Genomic DNA, 23,845 nt, shown 5'->3' on the forward strand with positions numbered 1-23,845 from the left:
TTAAAGGTTTATTATAATTAATACTATATTTATTAGAAGGGATAAAAGTAAGGTATTAAAAATAAGTTTCATTCCTAATTGCGCTAAAATAGCCGCATTATAAAGCATGGTTATTATAACACAAGCTGTTAACTGAAAAAACGGGAAGTAATCTGGTGTACTCGATTGTAAGATTAGCATGGCCGCAACCGATCCTATACAACTTTGAAGTATAATAGTTAAAGGCATATAGGCCATATATAAATTTTTAAATTCGAGAAGGTAATTGTTATAAAGTTTCATAATATATCTGTTTTAATTTCTTCACAAATTTCTATAACATATCTTTGTTATTTTATGATTCAAATCATAAGTCTATGATAGCCACATCGCTTTTAGAAGCCAGTAACGCACAGCTTAAATTTTATCCTAAAAACACCGTGATTTTTAATGAGAAAGAGCAACCGTTACTTTATTATCAAATTAAAACCGGAAGTGTTAAGATGTTTAACTTAACGGAAGACGGTAAAGAATTTGTGCAAGGTTTTTTTAAAGACAATAATTCGTTTGCCGAACCTCCGCTATTTGGTGACTTTAAGTACCCAGCATCAGCACAAACCACCACCGACAGTTATATTTACACGCTAGCGAAATCTGATTTTTTAGAACTGTTAACCGCTCATCCGGAAGAACACTTAAAACTGACTCAAATTCTATGTCGCCGTATGATTTATAAAGCCAAAATAATGAAAGAGGTTTCCGTTTACCCTCCAGAACATCGTATTTTAACACTCTTAAATCATTTCAAAACAACTGATAATAAGCAAAATACATTGTACGAAGTCAAGCTTACGCGACAACAAATATCAGAATTAACAGGCATGCGTGTAGAAACAGTGATTAGAGCGATAAAAAAATTAGAACGGTCTAATAAATTAACCATCATAGAACGAAAAGTTTATCTCTAATTTAGTTACTTTTGCGGTATGATTAAAGTAGTTATTCTTGGTGCCGGCAATGTAGCCACTCACCTATTTAAGGCCTTTTACGCTTCAGAAAATGTCACCGTAGTACAATGGTACAACAGACATTTAAAAGCGATAGATTTATATAAAAACAAAGTTGCTGTAACCGATGATCTTTCAGCATTAATAGAAGCCGATGTCTACATGCTAGCCATTAGTGATGATGTCATAGAATCCTTGTCCGAACAGCTTCCTTTTACAAACCGATTGGTAGTTCATACTTCGGGAAGCACAAGCTTATATGCGATAGAGCAAAAGCATGACCGCGGTGTTTTCTACCCATTACAGACCTTTTCTAAAGATACAGAAGTCGATTTTAGTGCTGTTCCTATATGCGTAGAAGCTCTAAAAAAAGACGATTTAAAAACACTGAAAAAATTAGCAAAGGCAATAGGTGCGCAATCTCATAAAGTGAATACCAACCAGAGACAGGCATTACACCTTGCTGCTGTTTTTGTAAATAACTTTAGTAATCAACTGTATAGAATTGCTCATGAGATTACAGAATCGCAAGGTGTGGAATTTGACATCTTAAAACCGCTAATTAGAGAAACGGCTGCAAAAATTGAAACGATATCTCCGTATATGGCTCAAACAGGTCCGGCGAAACGCAACGACAAGAAAACTATTAAAAGACATTTAAAACAACTAGAAAAAGAAGAGCATAAGACCATTTATACTTTACTAACAGAATCTATTAAGACTACACATGGAAAACAATAAAAGCTACAAAGAATACTTAAAACACATTACGACATTTATTTTTGATGTTGACGGTGTACTTACCGATGGAAATATCACCATTACAACTACCGGTGAAATGCTGCGTACCATGAACGTTAAAGATGGTTACGCCCTAAAACAAGCCTTATTAAAAGGATATAACGTCTGTGTTATCTCTGGGGGTACAAATGAAGGCGTTCGCTTGCGATTACAACATTTAGGGATAACCGATGTGTATTTGGGTGCTCATTTAAAAATGGAACCGTTTAACACCTATATCACAGAAAAAAACATTAACATTGAAAACGTGCTCTATATGGGAGATGATATTCCAGACATTCCTGTATTGGAAAGTGTAGGATTAGCAGCTTGCCCCCAAGATGCGGTTACAGAAGTGAAGGTCATTTCTAAATATATTTCACATAAAAATGGTGGTAAGGGATGCGTTCGCGATGTTATAGAACAAGTTTTAAAAGTCCAAGATAATTGGGACTCTAATTTTAATGCTGAAGCACACTAACCATATTTATTTCAATAAACTAATTATTACTAATGAACTTTTTAAAACTGATTCGTTATAAAAATTTATTAATGGTTGCTGTAGTCCAGCTTCTTATTAAGTATGCCTTATTCCCTGCTTTTGCCATAGATATGACACTAAGCCCTTTAGGTTTTGCACTACTTATTTTAAGTACGGTTTGCATCGCTGCAGGTGGGTATATAATTAACGATATTTACGATGTTGATACCGATGCTATTAATAAGCCCAACAAAGTGATTATAGGTAATAAAATTAGTGAAAACAGGGCGTATAATCTCTATTTTGCACTTACAATAACAGGTGTACTATTAGGGTTTTACTTATCTCATACCGTTAACAAACCGCCATTTTTTGGACTTTTTGTTTTAATAGCAGCCTTATTATATATCTACGCTATCTATCTAAAACAAATTGCTGTTGCAGGAAATATAATTGTATCTATTTTAGTGAGTTTTAGTATTATAATTGTAGGGATCTTCGAGTTAATTCCTGCCATAACACTCTCTAATCAAAGTATTCAATCGACTATGTTTGAAGTGCTCACGGATTACGCCGTGTTTGCTTTTTTAATTAATTTTGTAAGAGAGATTGTTAAGGACATCATTGACGTTGATGGCGATTATAAACAAGGTATGCAAACCCTACCTATTATATTAGGAAAGGCGCGTACAGGTAAAATAGCCTTTACCTTAACCGTAATTACTATTTTGGTAATTATTTATTACATATCTGCATATTTATTTATGCATTATGAAGCTATTGTATACTTCTTAATAGCTGTAGTGGGACCGTTAATCTATACGGCTATAAAATTAATCATGGCCGAAAACACCCCCCAATACAAGCATGTTAGTTTTATGCTTAAAGCCATAATGGTTACCGGTATGTTCTCTATGCTACTCTATCGTTTTATATTTTAATCATGCTTAAAGAAAAACTTAAAGGAAAACATATTATTCTAGCATCGGGGTCTCCGAGACGTCAAGATTTTTTCAAGAATTTAGGTTTAGATTTTGAGGTCCGCTTAAAACCAATAAAAGAAGAATACCCGCTTCGTTTACGTCATTTTGAAATTAGTGATTATTTAGCGCAATTAAAATCATTGCCTTTTCTAGACGAATTAAAACCTAATGATATTCTAGTTACTAGCGACACCATAGTATGGCATAATGATAAAGCGTTAGGTAAACCTAAAAATAACGATGAAGCCTTTCAGATGATCTCTTCATTAAGTGGTGCTACACATGAGGTTATTTCGTCTGTTTGTATTCGAAACATGACGTTTCAAAAAACAATAAACGCTGTGACTAAAGTTACCTTTAGAGCATTAACTCCAGAAGAGATTTGGTATTATATTAACACCTACGCTCCATTAGATAAAGCAGGAGCCTATGGCATTCAGGAATGGATTGGCCAGATAGGTGTTACTAAAATTGAAGGCTCTTACTTTAATGTTATGGGCTTACCTACACACGCTGTTTACAATACATTAATCGCATTTGCAGAAAACAATTATTAATGTTATGTTATAATATTACTTTGTATAGAAGCGCTTGCTTACCTTTACAATAAAAGTTATATTAATGCTATTAGAAGTTTACAAAACGCAACTTATTAACTCAGTAATAATAATTGTAATATTTATAATTATTAGAGCTCTTGCGCGATTAGCAATTAGAAAAATAGGTCATAAAAGCGGTGTTAACGAAGCGCGAATCGCTTTAATTTGTCGTTACCTAACCGTAAGCTTGGTCTTTTTATTACTGCTAATCGAAGCGTTTATTCTTGGTGTAGACGGTAAAGACATCTCCCTCGTTTTTTCATCTGTATTTGCAGTAATAGGAATTGCCTTATTTGCAATTTGGTCTATTCTTAGTAATATCACCTCGGGAATTATAATGTTTTTTTCTTTTCCGTATAAAGTCGGTGATAAAATACAAATCCATGATAAAGACTATCCTATCGAAGCGGTAATTGAAGACATTAGAGCCTTTCAATTACATTTGCGATTAGACGATGGAAATTTAGTGACCTATCCTAATAACTTAATTCTTCAAAAAGCTGTAACTTTAATTCAGAAAGATGCTATTGAAGACTTTGGCGATTTTCACTAAATTAACCACCTATGTCCAAAAGAAAACCTAAAAAAAGAACACAAAACTATAAAAAGCAAATTGGCCAAGTTCCCGGAACCTTAATTTATACTGGGAATAAAAACTCCGATTTGTTTATAGACGCTTTCGATTATACTGAAAACTACTTCAAGGAGCAGGAATTAGAAACTGTAGAACATGCCTTCGAATTTAAATCTACAGAATCTACCACATGGATCAATATTAACGGACTGAATCATATTGAAGAAATTGAAAAAATTGGAAACCACTATAATCTACACCCTTTAGTACTTGAAGACATCGTAAACACTGGACAGCGTCCTAAACTAGATGATCACGGAGATTATATTTTTATGGTTTTAAAAATGATGTATTACGACAAGGATGAAAATATTGTATCCGAGCAAGTCAGTTTTGTTTTAGGTAGTAACTATGTGTTGTCATTTCAAGAAGCGGAGGGTGATGTTTTTGATTCCCTACGCGAACGTATCCGCCAATCTAAGGGCCGTATTCGCAGCTTAGGATCAGATTATTTATTATATGCCTTAATTGATTCGGTAGCCGATCATTATTACGCCATTATTGAAACCATGGGTAATAAAATAGAGGATCTTGAGGATAGTTTATTCGAAGGACAAACCAAAGAGGAAATCACTACCGATATCCAAAGTTTAAAACGCGAGATTTTAAAAATCCGCCGTTCTATTTTCCCGCTAAGAGAAATAATAAATCGTATTGACAAAAGTGAAAATAAGCTTATTGATGAGAAAACCCTTCACTATTTTGATGATGTTTACGATCATATTGTACAAATTACAGATACGATAGACATTTATCGTGAAATGACTTGGGGGTTAATGGATATGTACATGACCACCATTAGCAATCGTATGAACGAGGTAATGAAAGTACTTACAATTATAGCGACTATTTTTATACCGTTAACCTTTATAGCAGGTATTTATGGGATGAATTTCGATAATATCCCAGAACTACATTATAAATACAGTTACCATATACTTTGGTTAGTTATGATTATTGTTTTCATAGGAATGCTCTACTATTTTAAACGTAAAAAGTGGCTGTAAGCAAAAAGTTAAATAACGTTAAAATGAATACAAAACCAGTTGCTAAGCTGGTTTTCTTTTTATATTTGATTTTAAGCTAAGTAATGTAAACTCAAACCCTGTGCTCACCTCAGTTTTGCTTGATTGCAGCAAACTAAGAGCTCACAATTCCATCACTTATTAAAAGTACTAACTCTACAAACACAAAGTCAATAATGCAAAAATTCCTTGCTGCTTTACTACTAATAGTAACCTTTTCTACTGCTGCCCAACAACCCGAAAAACCCAATGCATCCGAAATATATGACGCCATTGAAAAGTTAAACTTCCTTGGTTCGGTATTATATGTGGCTGCTCACCCCGATGATGAAAACACGCGCCTTATTTCGTATATGGCTAATAATGTAAAAGCCCGAACGGCCTATTTATCGCTAACCCGAGGTGATGGAGGTCAAAATTTAATAGGTCCGGAAATTAGAGAACTGTTAGGGGTTATTAGAACTCAAGAGTTATTAACGGCACGTGCTATTGATGGTGGAGAACAACTCTTTACGCGCGCAAACGATTTTGGTTATTCTAAACACCCCGACGAAACCTTAGAAATATGGAATAAAAAAGAAGTACTTAGTGATGTGGTTTTGGCAATAAGAACCTTTAAACCGGACATTATAATAAACCGATTCGATCACAGAAGTCCAGGAAAAACTCATGGACATCATACCAGTTCGGCAATGCTAAGTATTGAGGCTTTTGATGTGGCTAACGACCCTTCGGCGTATAAAAACCAAGTGACTGACTTTGGTACCTGGCAGCCACAACGCTTATTTTTTAATACGTCCTATTGGTTTTATGGTGGTCAAGATAAATTTGATGCAGCCGACAAATCACACCTACTTCCTATAGATATTGGTACCTACTACCCTTCTAAAGGTAAAAGTAATACTGAAATTGCTTCATTAAGTCGCAGTCAGCATAAATCTCAAGGTTTTGGCGATACAGGAACGCGTGGTTCTACCATAGATTACGTTGAGTTGATTAAAGGAGAAATGCCGAAAAACAAATCTGATCTTTTTGAAGGTATAGACACCACATGGAATCGTGTAAAGGGCGGACAAGCTATTGGAGCGCTTTTGGAAAAAGTGCAACGGGATTACGATTTTAAAAACCCATCGGCTTCAATCGACAACCTTATAAAAGCTTATACCCTAATTCAGTCTATTGAAGACGAACATTGGAAAGCCGTAAAATCTGAAGACATAAAAAACATTATTGCTGCTTGTGCGGGATTGTATCTTGAAGCGGTTGCAGGCACTTCACAATCTACAGTAAATGACGAGGTAAACTTAGCCATCGAAGTGATTAATAGAAGTGCTAAAAACATGAGTTTGGCTTCAGTAGTTATTCCTAACCACCTCAGCATTTCTAAAAACATTTCCCTTGCTGAAAACAGAAAAATAGAACTTCAAGAGACTTTTATACCTTCAAACAAAAAAGTAGTTACCACCCCGTATTGGTTAACAGAAAAAGGAACTTTAGGTATGTATAAGGTTTCAAATAAAGATTTAATCGGTCGTCCTGAAACGCCAAGTTATTTTAATGTAGTCTTTAATATTACAATTAACGGCGTTACTATCCCCTACACTAAACCTGTAGTTTACAAAACCAACGACCCTGTTAAAGGTGAAAGCTATAAGCCTTTTGAGATTATTCCTGAAGCCTCAGTAAAAATTGCTGAGAAAGTCATTATTTTCGAAGATGACCAACCCAAAGAAATCCCAGTTATAGTAAAAGCAGGAAAAGATAATCTTGACGGTGTTGCTAGTGTAGACGCCCCTAAAGGATGGCGCGTACTACCAAGACAACAAAAGGTTAACATCGCTTATAAGGGACAAGAACAACACTTGGTTTTTACCGTAATTCCACCATCAAAACAAAGTGAAGGTGCTTTAAAACCGCAAGTAACTATTGGTGATGAGACTTTTAACAGCGAACTTATAGAAATCGATTACGACCACATTCCTTACCAAACCGTGCTACTGCCAAGTGAAAGCAGAGTGGTTAGATTAGACATCAAAAAACAAGGTGAAAAAATCGCCTATATTGAGGGTGCTGGAGATGTGGTACCAGAAAGCCTTAGACAAATTGGATATCAAGTAGATATTATTACCCCCGACGCTATTACTCCGGAAACCCTAAAACCATACGATGCTGTGGTTGTTGGTATTCGCGCTTATAATACCGTAGAAACGTTAAAATTTAAGCAAGATATTTTATTTGATTTTGTTAAAAATGGCGGCAATATGATTGTACAATACAATACAAACCACCGCTTATTAACGAATAAGCTTGCGCCATACCCCTTAACCTTATCTAAAGATCGTGTTACCGATGAGTTCGCAGAAGTCACTTTTTTAGCTCCTAATCACGCCTTGTTAAATTTCCCAAATAAAATTACTCAGGCTGATTTTAAAGGATGGACACAAGAACGCGGTTTATACTTCCCAAACCAATGGGATAATCAATTTACACCTATTTTATCTTTAAATGACAAAGGAGAAACTCCCAAACACGGAAGTCTACTCGTTGCTAAATACGGCAAAGGATATTATATATACACCGGTTTAAGCTTCTTTAGAGAGTTCCCAGCAGGTGTCTCGGGAGCCTATCGCTTATTTGCAAACATGCTTTCTGTAGGTAAAGAAGCCTCAGCTTTAAAAAACTAAAACACGAAACCTTATGGATAAGTACAAATGGAAATCTTTATATACCATCGTTTTGGTCGCTAATGCCTTATATATTATTATTTTTTATTTAATCATGAAAGCGTTTTAAGATATGCAAGCATTAGATTGGATTGTTTTAATTGTCACCCTACTGGCGATTGTAGTTTACGGAACATACAAAACAAGAGGTAGTAAAAATGTTCAAGATTATATTCGCGGTGGTAGCGAAGCCAAATGGTGGGCTATAGGCTTATCGGTAATGGCCACTCAAGCCAGTGCTATTACCTTTTTATCTACACCAGGCCAAGCCTTTCACTCCGGAATGGGATTTGTTCAGTTTTATTTCGGACTCCCAATAGCGATGATTATTATTTGTATGGTGTTTATTCCCCTATATCACCGCCTAAAAGTTTATACCGCTTACGAGTTTTTAGAAAATAGATTCGATTTAAAAACACGAACCCTAACAGCTATTCTCTTTTTAGTTCAGCGTGGATTAGCTGCAGGTATTACCATTTTCGCTCCTGCCATCATCTTATCGGCTGTTTTAGGCTGGAATCTATTACTCCTAAATATAATAATAGGTATTCTCGTAATTATCTACACCGTATCAGGAGGTACAAAGGCGGTTAGCGTCACGCAAAAACATCAAATGACCGTCATTTTTACCGGGATGTTTATTGCCTTTTTTATTATTGTTAGTAAACTACCTGCCGATATTTCATTTACAAAAGCCTTAGATATTGCTGGTGCTAGTGGTAAAATGGAAATTCTAGATTTTTCATTTAATCTAAATAACCGCTATACGTTTTGGACTGGTATAATTGGTGGTACCTTTTTAATGCTTTCTTATTTTGGAACCGACCAAAGTCAGGTGCAACGCTACCTTTCTGGTAAATCGGTAAAAGAAATGCAAATGGGATTAATTTTTAATGGGATATTAAAAATACCTATGCAGTTTTTCATTTTACTCGTAGGTGTCATGGTGTTTGTATTTTATCAGTTTAACGAAGCGCCTGTCAATTTTAACCCGACCGCCACCGACATAGTCCTTAATTCCGAATACGCCGAAGAATACAAGCAACTGCAAGAAGAGCAAAAACAGATTTTTAATGACAAAAAGCAACTCATTACTAATTATGCAGCAACGGGAAACCAAGACATGCAAGCTTATATCGCGACCGCCAATGCGACGAGTGATGATTTAAGAAACGAAGCGCGTGAGCTTATTGATAAAGCTGGCGAATCTCAAAATATAAAAGTAGAAAGTAACGATAAAGATTATGTATTTATCCACTTTATTTTAAACAATTTACCACGCGGCTTAATTGGTTTGTTATTAGCTGTTATTTTAAGCGCTGCCATGTCTAGTACGGCAAGTGAACTAAATGCCTTAGCAAGTACTACGACCTTAGATTTATACAAAAGAAATACCAGCGAAAAATCGGAGTTACAAATGGTAAAAGTATCCAAACTCTTTACTTTACTCTGGGGTATTATCGCCATAGGAATTGCCTGCGTTGCCAATCTCGCTGAGAATTTAATTCAATTGGTAAACATAATAGGCTCCATATTTTACGGTAACGTATTAGGTGTCTTTTTACTCGCTTTCTTTTTTAAGTTTGTAAAAGGTCAAGCCGTATTTGTAGCCGCTTTAATTACTCAAGTAATCGTGATTGCTCTTTTCTTTTTAAATGAATATGAGGTGATAAACCTTCCATTTTTATGGTTAAATTTTGTGGGTTGTGCTATTGTAATTGCGATTGCTAGCCTAATTCAAGGCGTCTTTAAGTCTAACTAATAAAAAATGAAGTAAGGCAGGTTATGACCATTCAAAACACTTGTATAGAAGATATCGATGCCGTTTTTTATTTGTACGATGAAGCTAGCAAATATCAAAAACGACATCAAAAACACTATTGGAATGGTTTTGATCGTGCACAAGTCGAAAAAGAAATAAAAGAGAGCCGTCATTTTATTATAAAAGAAAAGGACACCATTGCCTGTACCTTTTTAATTACGTACGAGGACCCGCTCATTTGGCAAGCCGCCAATAAAGATCCGGCTCTCTATTTACACCGCATTGCAACACACCCAAAATATCGAGGCCGTGGCTATATTAAATCCATTATCGAATGGTCGAAAGTCCACGCTAAAGCTAAAAATAAATTATTTATTAGACTCGATACTCACATTGGAAATGATAAAATAAACGCTTATTATACGAGTTGTGGATTCACAAATAAAGGTATTAGTTATTTGGATCCCAACAGTCCCATTCCAGAACACTACAAAGCAGGGGCCTTTACTCTATTTGAAATAAAACTTTAGTTTTACTAAGCTTAAGCAAAACCAATATTACTCAAGGTTAAACAGCTTTAAGCTATCGCTTTCTCCCCATCATAATAAGCTGTATTCCCCTTAGGCATACCCGGTATCCGTATTACTATATCTTAAAATTCTATAAAACAAGACCTTTCACTTAATATTCTCCCATTAGAAAGCACTTATTCATAATTACTTATTATATTTAAGTCTATGGAAAACTTAGTTCAAGCTTATAACACAACAAGAGCACACACACAGAATCTATGTAAACCCTTACAAATTGAAGATTACACGCCGCAATCTGCCGCGTTTGCCAGTCCGCCGAAATGGCATTTAGCACATACCACATGGTTTTTTGAAGAACTAATTTTAAAAAAACATGTGACTAATTACAAGGTGTTTGATCCTAGCTATGGTTTTTTATTTAATAGTTATTACAATAGTTTAGGAGACCGAATACAAAGAGGGCATCGCGGATTGATAACGCGACCTTCGGTAGATGAGATTTATAAATACCGTGAACATATTGATCGCGAAATGAATGTCTTACTTAAGAATTTGCCTTCTCATGAGGTTTTAGCATTAACTACCCTAGGGATTAATCATGAACAGCAACACCAAGAGTTATTAATTACCGATTTAAAATTCACCTTTTCTCATAATCCAACCTATCCAAAATATAAAGACACTAATTATACCTGTAAAGCACCAAAAACTAATGAGTGGTTGGAGTGTACCGAGGGTGTTTTTACTGTTGGGCATACCACAGATGATTTTTGTTATGATAATGAACTCGGTGCCCACCGTGTATTTTTAGAGCCTTTTAAAATAGCCAAAGACCTGGTTACCAATGGTGAATTTATAGCTTTTATTGAGGATAATGCGTATAAAAACCCTAAATACTGGTTAGACAACGGCTGGCAATGGCTACAAAACAATCAGATATCTCATCCCTTATATTGGAAATCAATTAACGGTAAGTGGCACCAATATACCTTATCCGGTTTACAACCGGTAGATCTAGAGGCTATAGTAACTCATATTTCTTATTACGAAGCCTCGGCTTATGCCTTCTGGGCGGGATACCGATTACCAACGGAGTTCGAGTGGGAAATTGCTGCGGCACAACTCGATTGGGGTATGGCTTGGGAATGGACAAATTCGGCCTACCTTCCCTATCCAAACTTTAAAATAGCCGAAGGGCCTCTTGGAGAATATAACGGAAAATTTATGAATAATTTAATGGTGCTTCGCGGCGCATCGAAAGCTACCGCAGCAAACCACAGTCGCCACACCTACCGAAATTTCTTTTCTCCAGAATCACAGTGGCAGTTTTCTGGAATACGATTAGCCAAATAAACTTAGTTATGAAAGATACATTTAAAAACGATATTGACAAGGGGTTGAGTGCTCCAGAAAAAACACTGCCTTCCAAATATTTCTATGATAAAATTGGGGATGCCCTTTTTATTAAAATAATGAACCTCCCGGAATATTATTTGACGAAAGCTGAATTTGACATCTTTAAAAATCAGACGCAACACATAATTAAAGGCTTAAAAATTAGTCCGGATAGGTATTTTGAATTGATTGAACTAGGCGCTGGTGATGGGACTAAAACCAAAGAATTATTAAAAGTTTTATCTAACAACAACTATCTTTTTAAATATATACCCATAGATATTTCTTCGAATGCTTTAGAGCAACTGGAGTCGCGATTTACAGAAGAATTACCCGCAGTAAAAATAGCTCCTAAACAAGGCGATTATTTTCATGTTTTAGACAGCCTTAAGGCATCGAAACACCCTAAAGTGGTTTTATTTTTAGGCTCTAATATTGGTAATTTAACCGATACGGAAGCAGAATCATTTATAACAAATTTAAGTGCTGTTTTAAATACTAACGATAAGGTTCTATTGGGTGTCGATTTAATAAAACCCGAGCACATTGTATTACCTGCCTATAACGATAAAGCGGGCATCACTAAAGACTTTAATTTTAATTTACTAAACCGCATTAACTCCGAACTAGACGCCAACTTTAATTTAGATCATTTTTATCATGCTCCAGAGTATTCCGAAACGACTGGCGTGGCTCAAAGTTTTATTGTTAGTAAAAGGGATCAAGAGGTTAGAATTGAAGCTTTAAATAAAACCTTCTCTTTTAGGAATGGAGAAAAAATTCATACAGAAACCTCTCGTAAATATAACGATGATGTTTTGCGTAGCATTTTAAAAAATAGTAAATTAACTATCGCCTCAAAACTATTAGATTCTAAAGAATACTTCGCCGACTATATTTTAGTTAAATCATAGAAAAATGGATCAAACGGGAAGTCGATTGGGCGTATTAGGGTTAGGTAACCGCAGCACTTTGTATTATATTAATGCCTTAAACACTGCGTTTAACAGGCAAGAAAAGGGATATAGCACGTTTCCACTAATCGTATACAACACTAATTTCAATACGATTAACTCCTATTTACCAAATAAATTCGACGACCTTATCCCCATTCTTTCAGAGGTGCTCAGTCAAATTGAATTGCTTCCCATTTCAAAGTTATTAATACCTAATATCACTTTACACGAAGCCATTGATCGCTTAAGTCTGCCAGTACAACTCATTCACCCTTTAGTACTATGTCGGCAAATTTTAAAAGAAAAACAAACCACATCAGTAGTTGTTTTTGGTACCCATTACACCATGACTTCACCTTACATTTCAAACTACTTTAGCGTGGAAGGCATCCAAGTACTTTCACCTTTAGAAAAACACAGGCTATTTATAGAACGCTTCAGACAAAAAGTATATTCTAAAACGGAAACAGAAGCAGATAAAATCAGCTATTATCAATTATTAAAATGCTATAGTGCCAAATCAACTGTTATTTTAGCTTGCACCGAATTATCCGTTATGCAAATATCAAATGACTTGCCACAGGTTATAGACTTAGCCGACTTACAAATTGAAGAGGCTTTACGTTTACACTATTCCCAGTAAATATAAAACGCTACTTAAGGGCTTTTTTATAGCTGTGAGAATAGGCTATGCCCCACTTTTTATTACTATATTTAACGCAACTTTTTAAAGTGTAAACCATTAAACAACCAACCTACTACCCGTAATGAAACCCATTTTGCTCCTTTTTTGTTCTTTATTTTTTTCCATTGCTAGCCACAGCCAATCGAATAAAAAAGTACTTTTTATAGGCAATAGCTATACGGCATCCAATAATTTACCCGCTCTTGTACAAAATATGGCTACTAGTACGGGTGATGTCTTAACTTATGATTCGAATACACCTGGAGGCTATCGTTTTATAAATCACGTTTCTAACGCCACAACCCAAAATAAAATTAACGCTGAAGATTGGGACTATGTTGTTTTACAAGCACAAAGCCAAGAAACCTCTTTTCCTCAGGCTCAAATGGAAGCTGAATTATATCCAAACGCCACGGCGCTTAGCAATGCTATTAGAGCAAACAATCCTTGTTCGCAACCTATGTTTTATATGACTTGGGGTCGCGAAAATGGAGATGCGAACAATTGTCCTTATTTACCTTGGGTGTGCACCTATGAAAGTATGGACGATGTGATTCAGGCAACCTACACATTTATAGCAGACTCCAATGATGCAGAACTTGCTCCCGTAGGAGCTGTTTGGCGTTATTTAAGAACCAACCACCCTAACATTAACTTGTATTCTGGTGATGGATCCCACCCTTCATTAGCAGGGTCTTACGCCGCTGCCTGTGCTTTTTACACCATGATTTACAAAAAAGACCCAACCCTAATCTCTTGGAACGCCTCATTATCGGCTGCCGAGGCTAGCACTATAAAAACAGCTACGCAAACCGTTGTATTTAATCTGTTATCAGATTGGGACTTTACAACACCTCCAGCCCTAGCCAGTTTTACAGAAGTGGTTTCTGAAGATACCATTGCGTTTACCAATACAAGTGATCCTTCAGAATCTATTTATTGGGATTTTGGAGATGGCACTACGGCTACCGAAATGAACCCTGAGCATACGTACACAGAATCTGGAACCTATACCGTATCCTTAACGGTTACCGCCTGTGGTAAATCATCAACAACAACCAAAGAATTTACTATTGATTTATCCTTAAGCACCGATAGTTTTTCTAGTCGTTCGTTTTCTGTATTCCCAAATCCGACATCGCACTATGTCACTCTTACGACCGCTAATAACTACCAAAACATTAATGTGCAACTTATCGATATCACAGGAAAACTGGTATTATCCAAAAACCACCATTCTGAAAACACTATAAAACTTGACCTTTCTGAGTTTCGCAAAGGCGTTTACTTTTTACATGTAAATGCAGACCAAAAAAAACTTACTAAAAAGATAATACTGCAATAGCAGTACTAAATTCTATTAGAATAGAAATGAAGGGATAATAAAAAAGTGTATTTTTAAATATCTTAAACACAGCACGTGGATTCCATATACTTTTACATTGTTTATTCTATTGTTTTGTTTCTTGTATGTATTCGTATTATTTACAATACGAATTCCCCGAGTAAAACAACTGCTTACCTTTTACTAGCCATCCTATTCCCTATTCTAGGCATTTTTGTTTATTTTTCTTTTGGTGATAATTACCGTAAAAAAAAATTATATCTCAGAAAGCTAGACTATGACAGTAAATCTTATGGTGAATTAAAAGAAATAGTAGCTCGACAAACCCAAGATGTTTTAAAAACCTATAAATCAGAGATTGCTAACTTTTATCCGTTGGCAAACTATAGAAGAGGCACCCAATTTATATCGGATAACAATGTTGTAGAACTCCTAATTAATGGTGAAAACAAGTTTCCCGAAGTAATTAAAAGTATAGAAGCCGCTAAGGATCATATTCATATAGAATACTACATTTTTGTCGATGATAAAATAGGAAACACAATTGGCGATTTATTAATTAAAAAAGCACAAGAGGGCGTCAAAGTCCGCTTTATATATGATGATTTCGGGAGTATCTCTATTAGAAAGAAGTTTATTACAAAATTAAAACAAGCCGGTGTAGAGGCCGTGCCTTTTTATAAGATTAACTTCATACAGTTTGCCAATCGTATTAATTATAGAAACCATCGAAAAATTATTGTAATTGATGGTGTTGTAGGCTATGTAGGAGGTATAAACGTTTCTGATAAATACGTGAATACTGATGCTAACGATTTGTATTGGCGCGACACACACATTAAAATTACAGGAAAAGCAGTATTAAATTTACAATACATATTTCTAACCGATTGGAATTTCTGCGCCGATCAGAATATTACATTCGCCTACCGCTATTTCCCATTAGAGGACACAAGAAAAAATTTTCAAGGCTCACAACTCACCCAAATTGTTTCTAGTGGTCCGTCGTCCGACCATCCTAATATAATGTACACCCTTATTCAGGCAATCACCTTAGCGAAAGAGGAAATTTTACTAACCACCCCCTATTTTATACCTGAAAAATCATATTTAGACGCTATTAAAATTGCAGCCCTTAGTGGAATTAAAGTAAAAATACTTGTGCCTAGCGTATCCGATTCGTTTATAATAAACGCGACTTGCAAATCATATTATCAAGAACTATTAGAAACTGGTGTGGAAATCTACAAATACACCAAAGGGTTTGTTCATGCCAAAACAATGGTCTGCGATGGTTATGTTTCTTTTGTTGGCACGGCCAACTTAGACAACCGCAGTTTTGATTTAAATTTGGAGGTTAATGCTATTGTTTACGATACCACGTTGGCTTCAGAATTAAAAGATCATTTTAATAAAGATCTAGAAACCGCAAATAAAATAGAAATTGAACGTTGGATTAAAAGACCGCTTTACGTAGTACTTTATGAACGTGTACTTCGCCTATTTTCATCTTTAATGTAAAGCTAGTTTTTAAAGCTTCAATAGTTTCAATTGCCAAAAAACACAATAAAAGTCTGGGATTACAGGTCCTTTTCGATATTAAAATTTAATAGACACTATAATATGCGGGTAATTAGAAATCTAAAAAACTAGTAACAACGGCTTAAATACACGTTTAAACCGCTATGCTTAAGGTTTCAAGTCGGTATAAAAAAATCTTTTCAACTTTCTAATTATCAATGCAAAAAGATGTAGTACATTTGCGCCTTATTTAGAAAACCTTTTTATGAAGCGTATTAACGAGTACAAAAAATTATTTAACGTTGAAAATGAGATGACTTTAAAAAGTTTAAAGACATCTTACAGAAATTTAGTTAAAGAATGGCATCCTGACAAATTTCAAGATGGAGACGACAAAGCGATTGAAGCTGAACAAATGAGTCGTAAAATTATTGATGGTTACCATTTCTTAGTCAGTATGGCCCCAGAAACAATTGAAGCAAACAAAGAAGAATATACTACCACTATTTCTAGCCCGATTATGGATTGGAAACACAAAGGATTATTATTAGAAGTGACTTTTCTTGACGGTAATACTTACGAGTATTTCGGAGTTAACAAAGCCCTTTATATTAAATTCTCTCAAAGTGATAAACAATCACGTTTTGGAAAACGAAGTGTTTTTAACTCTTTTCCATACAGAAAAATTAAAAAAAGTGAGGTAGAAGCATAAGCTTACACTGTATTAAATTAAAAAGCCTAGCTATTCAATAATAGCTAGGCTTTTTTTATATATAACTACTTACGTTTTACTTAAGCTTTTATTACCTTTTTAGAAAAACCAATTCTCTTGGTGTAAAAGGTAATTCTAATCCCAAACAACAATACAAATCCACCAATTACCATTTGTATCGAAATGGCCTCATCAAGAAAATACCACGCCAATATAGAGGCTAGTACCGCCTGACCTAATAAACTAACCGATACCCGAGTGGCACGCATGTGTTTCGTAGCGAAACTTATAAGTAACCATGCTAATAACTGACAAACAACACCTTGAATTAATAAAACCAACCAACCGGCATTACTAAATCCTGAAAACGGCTCGCCAATGACCCAACTTATTAATCCTAAAGCTATTGTAGACGATAGCAAAGTGATAGACATAAAGGTTACGACATCAAGCTCGTTAAGAACCTTTTTACTGACCAACATATAAACGGCATAAAGCATACCTGATAAAATAGCAAAGCAAAAAGCCAAATTAAAGTCTAAGTTCACAAAGGTTTTTAAACCAACCAATAATACCATTCCTATTATAGCGATAACAGTACCAATCCAAAAATTGGTCGTAGGCTTATCTTTTAAAAAGAAAAACGCACCTATTCCCACCCAAACCGGAGATAAATTGGTAAGTAAGGTCGCTTGTGTTGCCGTAGACTCTTGGATAGCAACATTCCAAACAGCAACGTCTAATCCAAAAACAACCCCGCAGATAACAGCTAAAATAAAAGTCCCTCTAGACTTAATTTTAATTTTATTTGTAATCAGAGCATACGGTAAGATAATTGCAGAAGCAACCGCCATCCTATAAAACGCGGAGATAACACCCGGCGTTAATTTTAATTTCACCAAAATTGGAAAAATAGAAATGCAAAAAATTCCTATCACCAATGCGATTCGTGCCTTCTTCATAAACCTAAAAATTAGCGGGCTAAATTAGCTTTTTTTATCCTACAAAACTACAATTAGCAATTTTTCAATACGTTAAATTTTACCCTATTAAAACACAACGAAAACAAGTTCTATATATAAGACAATTAAATTATCTTTGCATCTTAAAGTTAACCTATGAGAATTGATATCATCACCGTATTACCCGAACTATTACAAAGCCCTTTCAATGCTTCTATTTTAAAGCGCGCTATTGATGCCGGTTTAGTAGAGGTACATTTCCATAATCTTCGTGATTATACTACCGATAACTATAAGACTATCGACGATACCCAATTTGGTGGTGGTGCTGGTATGGTAATGATGATCGAACCCATAGATAAATGCATCTCAGCTTTAAAAGAAGAACGGGATTATGATGAAGTGATTTATATGACGCCAGATGGAGAAACCTTAAAACAAGGTATGGCTAATCATTTATCGCTAAAAGAGAATATTATTATTCTATGTGGTCATTATAAAGGTGTCGATCAGCGCGTACGCGACCAGTTTATAACCCGTGAAATATCTATTGGAGATTATGTTTTATCTGGAGGCGAATTGGGAGCTGCCGTATTATGTGATGCTATTATTAGACTCATCCCAGGGGTTTTGGGAGATGAGACTTCTGCCCTAACCGATTCGTTTCAGGACAACCTTTTAGCACCTCCTATATACACGCGACCTAGAGAGTATAAAGGATGGAAAGTTCCGGAATTATTACTTAGTGGTAATTTCCCAAAAATTGAAAAATGGAGAGAAGAACAAGCCTACGAACGCACTAAAGAGAGACGCCCTGATCTTTTAGAAGAATAATCTGTTATTATTTTAAGATGAATAGCGTCCCAAAAATTGAATCCATTAACTCAAAACAACTGGTTGGCCTTTCCTGTGAGATGTCTTTAATCGAGAATACGACTGAAGCGCTATTTTCTCAATTTATACCTTATAAACTAAGATGTGCACTGCAAAATAATGCAACTGTATTTGAAGTGTTACTATACGACAGTACTTATTTCTCAGCTTTTAAGCCGGAGAAAACCTTTGTAAAATGGGCGACAATAGAGGCTAACGACTGTGCTACTGTACCGAGCTCCTTTAAATCAATACAAATTCCCCAAGGCTTATATGCCGTGTTTTCTTTTAGAGGACGCGTCGCTGATTTCCCTAAGTATATGCAATTTATATTTACAGAATGGCTTCCAAATTCCGACTATAGTATAGACCACAGACCACATTTTAATGTTTTGGATACCGCATTTAAAAAAGGTGACTCCCACACAAATGAAATGGTATATATTCCCATTACACTAAAAACCAAGACCTTTTAGATGGATTAGTTATGAAAACTAAGGCGTTGTTAAAGGAGTATAATATATAAGAAGCGAACAAAGTGAGGAAATAAGTCTTCTATCTACTTTAGATACAACGCTTAAACAGCTCCATATAAAAAAGAAAAAAATTATTGGTTATTAGTAATTAATGGTTATTTTTGCACTCAATTTCGGATTAACCTCTGGCGAGATACGTGAATGTTAATTTGAATATATAATCAATAAAAACAAATAAAGATGGAATCTTTAATAAAATTTGTACAAGACGAGTTTGTAACAAAAAAGGACTTTCCTGAGTTCGGAGCTGGTGACACGATCACAGTTTATTACGAAATTAGAGAGGGTGAAAAAGTACGTACACAGTTCTTTAGAGGTGTAGTATTACAAAGAAGAGGCGCTGGTGCTTCTGAAACATTTACAATTAGAAAAATGTCTGGTATCGTTGGTGTAGAGCGTATCTTCCCAGTTAACTTACCTGCATTACAGAAAATTGAAGTGAACAAGAAAGGTAAAGTTCGTAGAGCTAGAATCTTTTACTTTAGAGGTCTTACTGGTAAGAAAGCTAGAATTAAAGAAGCAAGAAGATAATATCTTTTTACCCTATATAGTATTAAAGCCCTGTTTTATTAAAACAGGGCTTTTTCATTTATTAACAATTGTTAATAAACTCCGTTTATAACATACTGATAACTAAAGTGTTAAAACTCTTGGATTACAGGATACTTTAATGTATCTTAGCATAAGAATTTAAGAGCTCCCCGACTTTATTTGGGTAATATTTTTTAAAATCTTTGAGTCATTAAATTCCACGTTCTTTAACACCTTAATTTTTTATTGATATTTAGGATTAATAATATAGTATTTTATATATAAAAATGTATTGATTTAGTTTAGTTATAATAACACATTTTTATATTGAAGTAAAAACATTCAACTTTCTGAATTTCTCAAAAAATTAAGTTTAAATTGTTTTTTTAGTTTCGAAGTATTTTACATTTTATATTTAGACTTAGAGACTACAGTATTTTACCATTTTGGATTTTTATAATCAAAATAGTAAAATCAGAGTTAAGCTTAGGAAATAGATCGCAAGAGAAATAGTACTACTTAACAAAACACAAGTAATACCTATATTAAAACGAGGTGAAGTTAATTGTGTTTAAAAAACAATTCTTGGGTACATAGTAGTAATAGCTCAATACATTTTGAACGTTACTGGATGTATCATTGAGTAAACAACTCTTGAATTGAAATCATGCAAAACTCATGTTTTGGATGCCTTTAGGTAAAACTAAATAGATCACGATGCGTTATCTCAAAGAAAGCCATAGCAACCATAGTTAAATCTATCGTGTTATGGCTTTTGTATTTTAATTACTCTCAAACCATCCAAATGGCTAATCGATTTACTAATTTTGTTAGTTATAATCTCAACATTGAAAAACAAGCTTTTAATGAATAGCCCTTACATTACCGATTCCTCGTATAAAAACAAAGTCTTTACCACCTCAGAACTTCAAAACACAGAATACGATACCTGTACTTTTACAGACTGCGATTTTACATCTGCTTTTTTAACATCTACGGTGTTTTCAGAGTGTGAGTTTATAGATTGCAATTTCAGTTCTGCAAAAATTAAAAACACAGCTTTTAAATCCGTTCACTTTTCTAACTGTAAACTTCTAGGCACACCTTTTAATGCGAGTAATCCGTTTTTACTAGAAATGACATTCCATGCTTGCAACTTAAGCTTAGCTTCCTTTTATGGATTGAATCTTAAAAACACGACATTTACAGACTGTAATTTAGAGAAAACGGACTTTACGAATACAGATCTATTAGGAGCAACCTTAAGTCATTGCAATCTATACCAAACCTTATTTAGTGGAACCAATTTAGAAAAAGCAGATTTAACCACTGCAGAAAACCTTAATATCTCTCCCGAATACAACAAGATTAAGGGTGCAAAATTTTCTAAAGAAAATGCTTTAGGCTTATTAGCAGATTATAAGATTATAATTACATAATATTTTGGTAATATATTATGAATTTTGCAATTTATAACCCCCAAAACCACAAGGTTATGAATTCTAAAAACCACTTGATTTTAGGCTTTAAAAAGCTATAAGAATTTTGTATATTCGCAACTCTTAATTTTAAAACAAAGCATACACGATATTATGTCACAAGCACCAAAAATTATTTACACAAAAACAGATGAAGCTCCAGCTTTAGCAACACGATCTTTCCTACCTATAGTAGAATCTTTTGTTGCCTCTTCAGGAATAAACATCGAAACCAAAGATATTTCTTTAGCAGCACGTATTTTAGCTGTGTTTCCAGATTTTTTAAATGATAACCAACGTGTGTCAGACGATTTGGCAATGTTAGGAGAATTAGCTAAACAACCTGAAGCTAATATTATAAAACTACCAAATATTAGTGCTTCTGTTCCGCAATTAAATGCGGCGATTAAAGAACTACAAACACTAGGTTTTGCGATTCCTAATTACCCGGAAGAAGCAACTACCGAAGAGGAAAAAAATATAAAATCACGCTACGATAAAATAAAAGGTAGTGCCGTTAACCCTGTTTTAAGAGAAGGAAACAGTGACCGTCGCGCGCCAAAAGCCGTAAAAAACTACGCAAAAAACAATCCGCACTCTATGGGAGCTTGGTCTAAAGACTCTAAGTCTCACGTAGCGACAATGAGTTCTGGTGACTTTGCTCATAACGAGAAATCTGTAACATTAAACGAAGCAACTTCTGTTAACATAGAACACACAGATGCCTCTGGAAAGGTAACCGTTTTAAAAAATGATTTGGCTTTATTAAAAGGTGAAATTATTGATGCTACTGTATTAAGTAAAAAAGCACTACTTAGCTTTTTAGAAGAACAAATTAAAGATGCTAAGGAAAAAGAGGTCTTGTTTTCATTACATATGAAAGCGACCATGATGAAGATTAGTGATCCTATTATTTTTGGTCATGCCGTACGTGTCTTCTTTAAAGACGTATTCGCAAAACATGCTGAAACTTTCGAAGAAATTGGGGTTGATGTTAACAACGGATTTGGAGATTTAATTTCTAACTTAGAAGAATTACCGCAAGATAAAAAAGAAGCGATCCTTAAAGATATCGATGCAGAGTATGCTGTGCGTCCTGCTTTAGCTATGGTAAATAGCGACAAAGGAATTACAAATTTACACGTGCCAAGTGACATTATTATCGATGCATCTATGCCAGCAATGATTCGTAATTCTGGACAAATGTGGAATGCCGAAGGAAAAGCTCAAGATACTAAAGCCGTAATTCCAGATAGTAGCTATGCAGGTATTTATACTGCTACTATCGAATTCTGTAAAGAACATGGTGCCTTCGACCCGACAACTATGGGAACTGTTCCTAATGTTGGACTAATGGCTCAAAAAGCTGAGGAGTACGGATCTCACGATAAAACATTTGAAATGACTGCAGACGGTATCGTTCGCGTTGTAGATGCAAATGGTAACACTTTACTAGAACATACTGTTGAAGCTGGAGATATTTGGAGAATGTGTCAAGTAAAAGATGCTCCTATCCAGGACTGGGTTAAATTAGCCGTTACCCGTGCAAGAGCTTCACAAACACCAGCAGTATTTTGGTTAGATGAAAACAGAGCTCATGATGCAGAATTAATTAAGAAAGTAAACACGTATCTTAAAGATCACGATACGACTGGTTTAGACCTTAGAATACTTTCTCCTATCGAAGCAACTAAATTTACTTTAGTACGCTTAAAGAAAGGTGAAGACACTATTTCGGTTTCTGGAAACGTATTAAGAGATTACTTAACCGATTTATTCCCAATTCTTGAAGTAGGAACAAGTGCAAAAATGCTATCTATCGTTCCTTTAATGAACGGTGGTGGTTTATTTGAAACAGGTGCTGGTGGATCGGCTCCGAAACACGTTCAGCAATTCGTAAAAGAAGATCACTTACGTTGGGATTCTTTAGGTGAGTTTTTAGCATTAGCCGTGTCTTTAGAACACTTTAGTGAGGTAAACAATAACCCGAAAGCTAAAGTTTTAGGTGATGCCTTAGATGATGCTACCGAAAAATTATTGGAAAACAAAAAAGGGCCTAGCCGTAAAGCTGGAGAATTAGATAACCGAGGAAGTCACTTCTATTTAGCAATGTACTGGGCTGAAGCTTTAGCAAACCAAACTAAAGATGCCGAGTTAAAAGCACAGTTTGAATCTATAGCAAAAGAATTACAAGCTAACGAATCTAAAATTGTTAGTGAATTAAATGAAATTCAAGGACATGCAGTGGAGTTAGGAGGATACTATATGCCTAATGAAGAATTAATAGTTAATGCTATGAGACCTAGTAAAACATTAAACACAATTATGGAAAGTATTAACTAATT

General features: G+C 35.0%; 23 protein-coding genes. 21 read left to right on the forward strand and 2 right to left on the reverse strand.

Features of this window, described 5'->3' with window-relative positions; genetic code table 11:
• Nucleotides 1-282 carry a hypothetical protein gene (locus BLV64_RS12050; RefSeq protein ID WP_092135854.1) on the reverse strand — a complete coding sequence of 94 codons (282 nt, stop codon included), beginning with the start codon at nucleotides 280-282 and terminating at the stop codon, nucleotides 1-3.
• 74 nt (nucleotides 283-356) lie between these two features.
• Between BLV64_RS12050 and BLV64_RS12055 the strand changes: the two genes are divergently transcribed.
• The 16 genes from BLV64_RS12055 (at nucleotide 357) to BLV64_RS12130 (ending at nucleotide 17,120) form a co-directional block, all read left to right on the forward strand.
• Nucleotides 357-947: a Crp/Fnr family transcriptional regulator gene (locus BLV64_RS12055; RefSeq protein ID WP_092135856.1), complete on the forward strand. Its 591-nt coding sequence runs from the start codon at nucleotides 357-359 to the stop codon at nucleotides 945-947.
• Nucleotides 948-965: 18 nt separating this feature from the next.
• On the forward strand, nucleotides 966-1,727 hold the full coding sequence (locus BLV64_RS12060) for a Rossmann-like and DUF2520 domain-containing protein (RefSeq protein ID WP_092135858.1): 762 nt from the start codon (nucleotides 966-968) through the stop codon (nucleotides 1,725-1,727).
• Nucleotides 1,714-2,247 carry a KdsC family phosphatase gene (locus BLV64_RS12065; protein WP_092135861.1) on the forward strand — a complete coding sequence of 178 codons (534 nt, stop codon included), beginning with the start codon at nucleotides 1,714-1,716 and terminating at the stop codon, nucleotides 2,245-2,247. The genes BLV64_RS12060 and BLV64_RS12065 overlap by 14 nt, the downstream gene beginning before the upstream one ends.
• A gap of 32 nt (nucleotides 2,248-2,279) precedes the next feature.
• Entirely contained in the window at nucleotides 2,280-3,188 is a 909-nt protein-coding gene (locus BLV64_RS12070) for a geranylgeranylglycerol-phosphate geranylgeranyltransferase (protein WP_092135864.1), read from the forward strand.
• A gap of 2 nt (nucleotides 3,189-3,190) precedes the next feature.
• Complete coding sequence (locus BLV64_RS12075; RefSeq protein WP_092135867.1) at nucleotides 3,191-3,787, forward strand: Maf-like protein; 597 nt, start codon at nucleotides 3,191-3,193, stop codon at nucleotides 3,785-3,787.
• A 64-nt stretch (nucleotides 3,788-3,851) separates the two neighbouring features.
• The gene (locus tag BLV64_RS12080) at nucleotides 3,852-4,382 is read left to right on the forward strand and encodes a mechanosensitive ion channel domain-containing protein (RefSeq protein ID WP_092135869.1); all 531 of its coding nucleotides are present in this window, start codon (nucleotides 3,852-3,854) and stop codon (nucleotides 4,380-4,382) included.
• Between the two features lie 11 nt (nucleotides 4,383-4,393).
• Nucleotides 4,394-5,470 (forward strand): magnesium/cobalt transporter CorA, encoded by a 1,077-nt coding sequence (gene corA, locus BLV64_RS12085; RefSeq protein WP_092135872.1) that lies wholly within the window; start codon nucleotides 4,394-4,396, stop codon nucleotides 5,468-5,470.
• 194 nt (nucleotides 5,471-5,664) lie between these two features.
• A complete protein-coding gene (locus BLV64_RS12090; protein ID WP_092135874.1) occupies nucleotides 5,665-8,172 on the forward strand; it encodes a PIG-L family deacetylase in 2,508 nt (835 codons plus the stop codon).
• A 112-nt stretch (nucleotides 8,173-8,284) separates the two neighbouring features.
• A complete protein-coding gene (locus BLV64_RS12095) occupies nucleotides 8,285-9,973 on the forward strand; it encodes a sodium:solute symporter family protein (protein ID WP_092135877.1) in 1,689 nt (562 codons plus the stop codon).
• Between the two features lie 23 nt (nucleotides 9,974-9,996).
• On the forward strand, nucleotides 9,997-10,503 hold the full coding sequence (locus BLV64_RS12100) for a GNAT family N-acetyltransferase (RefSeq protein ID WP_092135880.1): 507 nt from the start codon (nucleotides 9,997-9,999) through the stop codon (nucleotides 10,501-10,503).
• A 207-nt stretch (nucleotides 10,504-10,710) separates the two neighbouring features.
• A complete protein-coding gene (gene egtB, locus BLV64_RS12105; protein ID WP_092135882.1) occupies nucleotides 10,711-11,859 on the forward strand; it encodes an ergothioneine biosynthesis protein EgtB in 1,149 nt (382 codons plus the stop codon).
• Between the two features lie 8 nt (nucleotides 11,860-11,867).
• Complete coding sequence (locus BLV64_RS12110; protein WP_092135885.1) at nucleotides 11,868-12,815, forward strand: L-histidine N(alpha)-methyltransferase; 948 nt, start codon at nucleotides 11,868-11,870, stop codon at nucleotides 12,813-12,815.
• A 4-nt stretch (nucleotides 12,816-12,819) separates the two neighbouring features.
• Nucleotides 12,820-13,500: an aspartate/glutamate racemase family protein gene (locus tag BLV64_RS12115; protein ID WP_092135888.1), complete on the forward strand. Its 681-nt coding sequence runs from the start codon at nucleotides 12,820-12,822 to the stop codon at nucleotides 13,498-13,500.
• Between the two features lie 124 nt (nucleotides 13,501-13,624).
• Nucleotides 13,625-14,887: a T9SS type A sorting domain-containing protein gene (locus BLV64_RS14850; RefSeq protein WP_092135890.1), complete on the forward strand. Its 1,263-nt coding sequence runs from the start codon at nucleotides 13,625-13,627 to the stop codon at nucleotides 14,885-14,887.
• A gap of 75 nt (nucleotides 14,888-14,962) precedes the next feature.
• Complete coding sequence (gene cls, locus BLV64_RS12125; RefSeq protein ID WP_092135893.1) at nucleotides 14,963-16,408, forward strand: cardiolipin synthase; 1,446 nt, start codon at nucleotides 14,963-14,965, stop codon at nucleotides 16,406-16,408.
• 265 nt (nucleotides 16,409-16,673) lie between these two features.
• Nucleotides 16,674-17,120, forward strand: a complete 447-nt coding sequence (locus tag BLV64_RS12130) for a KTSC domain-containing protein (protein WP_092135895.1) — start codon at nucleotides 16,674-16,676, stop codon at nucleotides 17,118-17,120.
• A gap of 80 nt (nucleotides 17,121-17,200) precedes the next feature.
• Here BLV64_RS12130 and BLV64_RS12135 read toward each other — a convergent pair whose 3' ends face one another.
• Complete coding sequence (locus BLV64_RS12135; protein ID WP_092135897.1) at nucleotides 17,201-18,082, reverse strand: DMT family transporter; 882 nt, start codon at nucleotides 18,080-18,082, stop codon at nucleotides 17,201-17,203.
• Nucleotides 18,083-18,238: 156 nt separating this feature from the next.
• Here BLV64_RS12135 and trmD point away from each other — a divergent pair, with 156 nt between their 5' ends.
• From trmD to BLV64_RS12160, 5 genes are all read left to right on the forward strand, one after another.
• Nucleotides 18,239-18,916 (forward strand): tRNA (guanosine(37)-N1)-methyltransferase TrmD, encoded by a 678-nt coding sequence (gene trmD / locus BLV64_RS12140; protein WP_092135900.1) that lies wholly within the window; start codon nucleotides 18,239-18,241, stop codon nucleotides 18,914-18,916.
• A gap of 17 nt (nucleotides 18,917-18,933) precedes the next feature.
• Nucleotides 18,934-19,431, forward strand: coding sequence for a GyrI-like domain-containing protein (locus BLV64_RS12145; RefSeq protein ID WP_092135903.1), 498 nt, complete (start codon nucleotides 18,934-18,936; stop codon nucleotides 19,429-19,431).
• Between the two features lie 240 nt (nucleotides 19,432-19,671).
• The gene (gene rplS / locus BLV64_RS12150; RefSeq protein ID WP_092135906.1) at nucleotides 19,672-20,022 is read left to right on the forward strand and encodes a 50S ribosomal protein L19; all 351 of its coding nucleotides are present in this window, start codon (nucleotides 19,672-19,674) and stop codon (nucleotides 20,020-20,022) included.
• Nucleotides 20,023-20,888: 866 nt separating this feature from the next.
• Complete coding sequence (locus BLV64_RS12155; protein WP_092135908.1) at nucleotides 20,889-21,461, forward strand: pentapeptide repeat-containing protein; 573 nt, start codon at nucleotides 20,889-20,891, stop codon at nucleotides 21,459-21,461.
• A 153-nt stretch (nucleotides 21,462-21,614) separates the two neighbouring features.
• Nucleotides 21,615-23,843: an NADP-dependent isocitrate dehydrogenase gene (locus tag BLV64_RS12160; protein ID WP_092135911.1), complete on the forward strand. Its 2,229-nt coding sequence runs from the start codon at nucleotides 21,615-21,617 to the stop codon at nucleotides 23,841-23,843.
• Nucleotides 23,844-23,845: the final 2 nt, after the last annotated feature.

It is taken from the genome of Bizionia paragorgiae (assembly GCF_900107625.1).
GTDB lineage: Bacteria > Bacteroidota > Bacteroidia > Flavobacteriales > Flavobacteriaceae > Bizionia > Bizionia paragorgiae.

Coding starts and splice junctions, on each gene's coding strand:
- BLV64_RS12050 (WP_092135854.1), bottom strand. CDS start 282: ATGAAACTTTATAACAATTACCTTCTCGAATTTAAAAATTTATATATG.
- BLV64_RS12055 (WP_092135856.1), top strand. CDS start 357: ATGATAGCCACATCGCTTTTAGAAGCCAGTAACGCACAGCTTAAATTT.
- BLV64_RS12060 (WP_092135858.1), top strand. CDS start 966: ATGATTAAAGTAGTTATTCTTGGTGCCGGCAATGTAGCCACTCACCTA.
- BLV64_RS12065 (WP_092135861.1), top strand. CDS start 1,714: ATGGAAAACAATAAAAGCTACAAAGAATACTTAAAACACATTACGACA.
- BLV64_RS12070 (WP_092135864.1), top strand. CDS start 2,280: ATGAACTTTTTAAAACTGATTCGTTATAAAAATTTATTAATGGTTGCT.
- BLV64_RS12075 (WP_092135867.1), top strand. CDS start 3,191: ATGCTTAAAGAAAAACTTAAAGGAAAACATATTATTCTAGCATCGGGG.
- BLV64_RS12080 (WP_092135869.1), top strand. CDS start 3,852: ATGCTATTAGAAGTTTACAAAACGCAACTTATTAACTCAGTAATAATA.
- corA (WP_092135872.1), top strand. CDS start 4,394: ATGTCCAAAAGAAAACCTAAAAAAAGAACACAAAACTATAAAAAGCAA.
- BLV64_RS12090 (WP_092135874.1), top strand. CDS start 5,665: ATGCAAAAATTCCTTGCTGCTTTACTACTAATAGTAACCTTTTCTACT.
- BLV64_RS12095 (WP_092135877.1), top strand. CDS start 8,285: ATGCAAGCATTAGATTGGATTGTTTTAATTGTCACCCTACTGGCGATT.
- BLV64_RS12100 (WP_092135880.1), top strand. CDS start 9,997: ATGACCATTCAAAACACTTGTATAGAAGATATCGATGCCGTTTTTTAT.
- egtB (WP_092135882.1), top strand. CDS start 10,711: ATGGAAAACTTAGTTCAAGCTTATAACACAACAAGAGCACACACACAG.
- BLV64_RS12110 (WP_092135885.1), top strand. CDS start 11,868: ATGAAAGATACATTTAAAAACGATATTGACAAGGGGTTGAGTGCTCCA.
- BLV64_RS12115 (WP_092135888.1), top strand. CDS start 12,820: ATGGATCAAACGGGAAGTCGATTGGGCGTATTAGGGTTAGGTAACCGC.
- BLV64_RS14850 (WP_092135890.1), top strand. CDS start 13,625: ATGAAACCCATTTTGCTCCTTTTTTGTTCTTTATTTTTTTCCATTGCT.
- BLV64_RS12130 (WP_092135895.1), top strand. CDS start 16,674: ATGAAGCGTATTAACGAGTACAAAAAATTATTTAACGTTGAAAATGAG.
- BLV64_RS12135 (WP_092135897.1), bottom strand. CDS start 18,082: ATGAAGAAGGCACGAATCGCATTGGTGATAGGAATTTTTTGCATTTCT.
- trmD (WP_092135900.1), top strand. CDS start 18,239: ATGAGAATTGATATCATCACCGTATTACCCGAACTATTACAAAGCCCT.
- BLV64_RS12145 (WP_092135903.1), top strand. CDS start 18,934: ATGAATAGCGTCCCAAAAATTGAATCCATTAACTCAAAACAACTGGTT.
- rplS (WP_092135906.1), top strand. CDS start 19,672: ATGGAATCTTTAATAAAATTTGTACAAGACGAGTTTGTAACAAAAAAG.
- BLV64_RS12155 (WP_092135908.1), top strand. CDS start 20,889: ATGAATAGCCCTTACATTACCGATTCCTCGTATAAAAACAAAGTCTTT.
- BLV64_RS12160 (WP_092135911.1), top strand. CDS start 21,615: ATGTCACAAGCACCAAAAATTATTTACACAAAAACAGATGAAGCTCCA.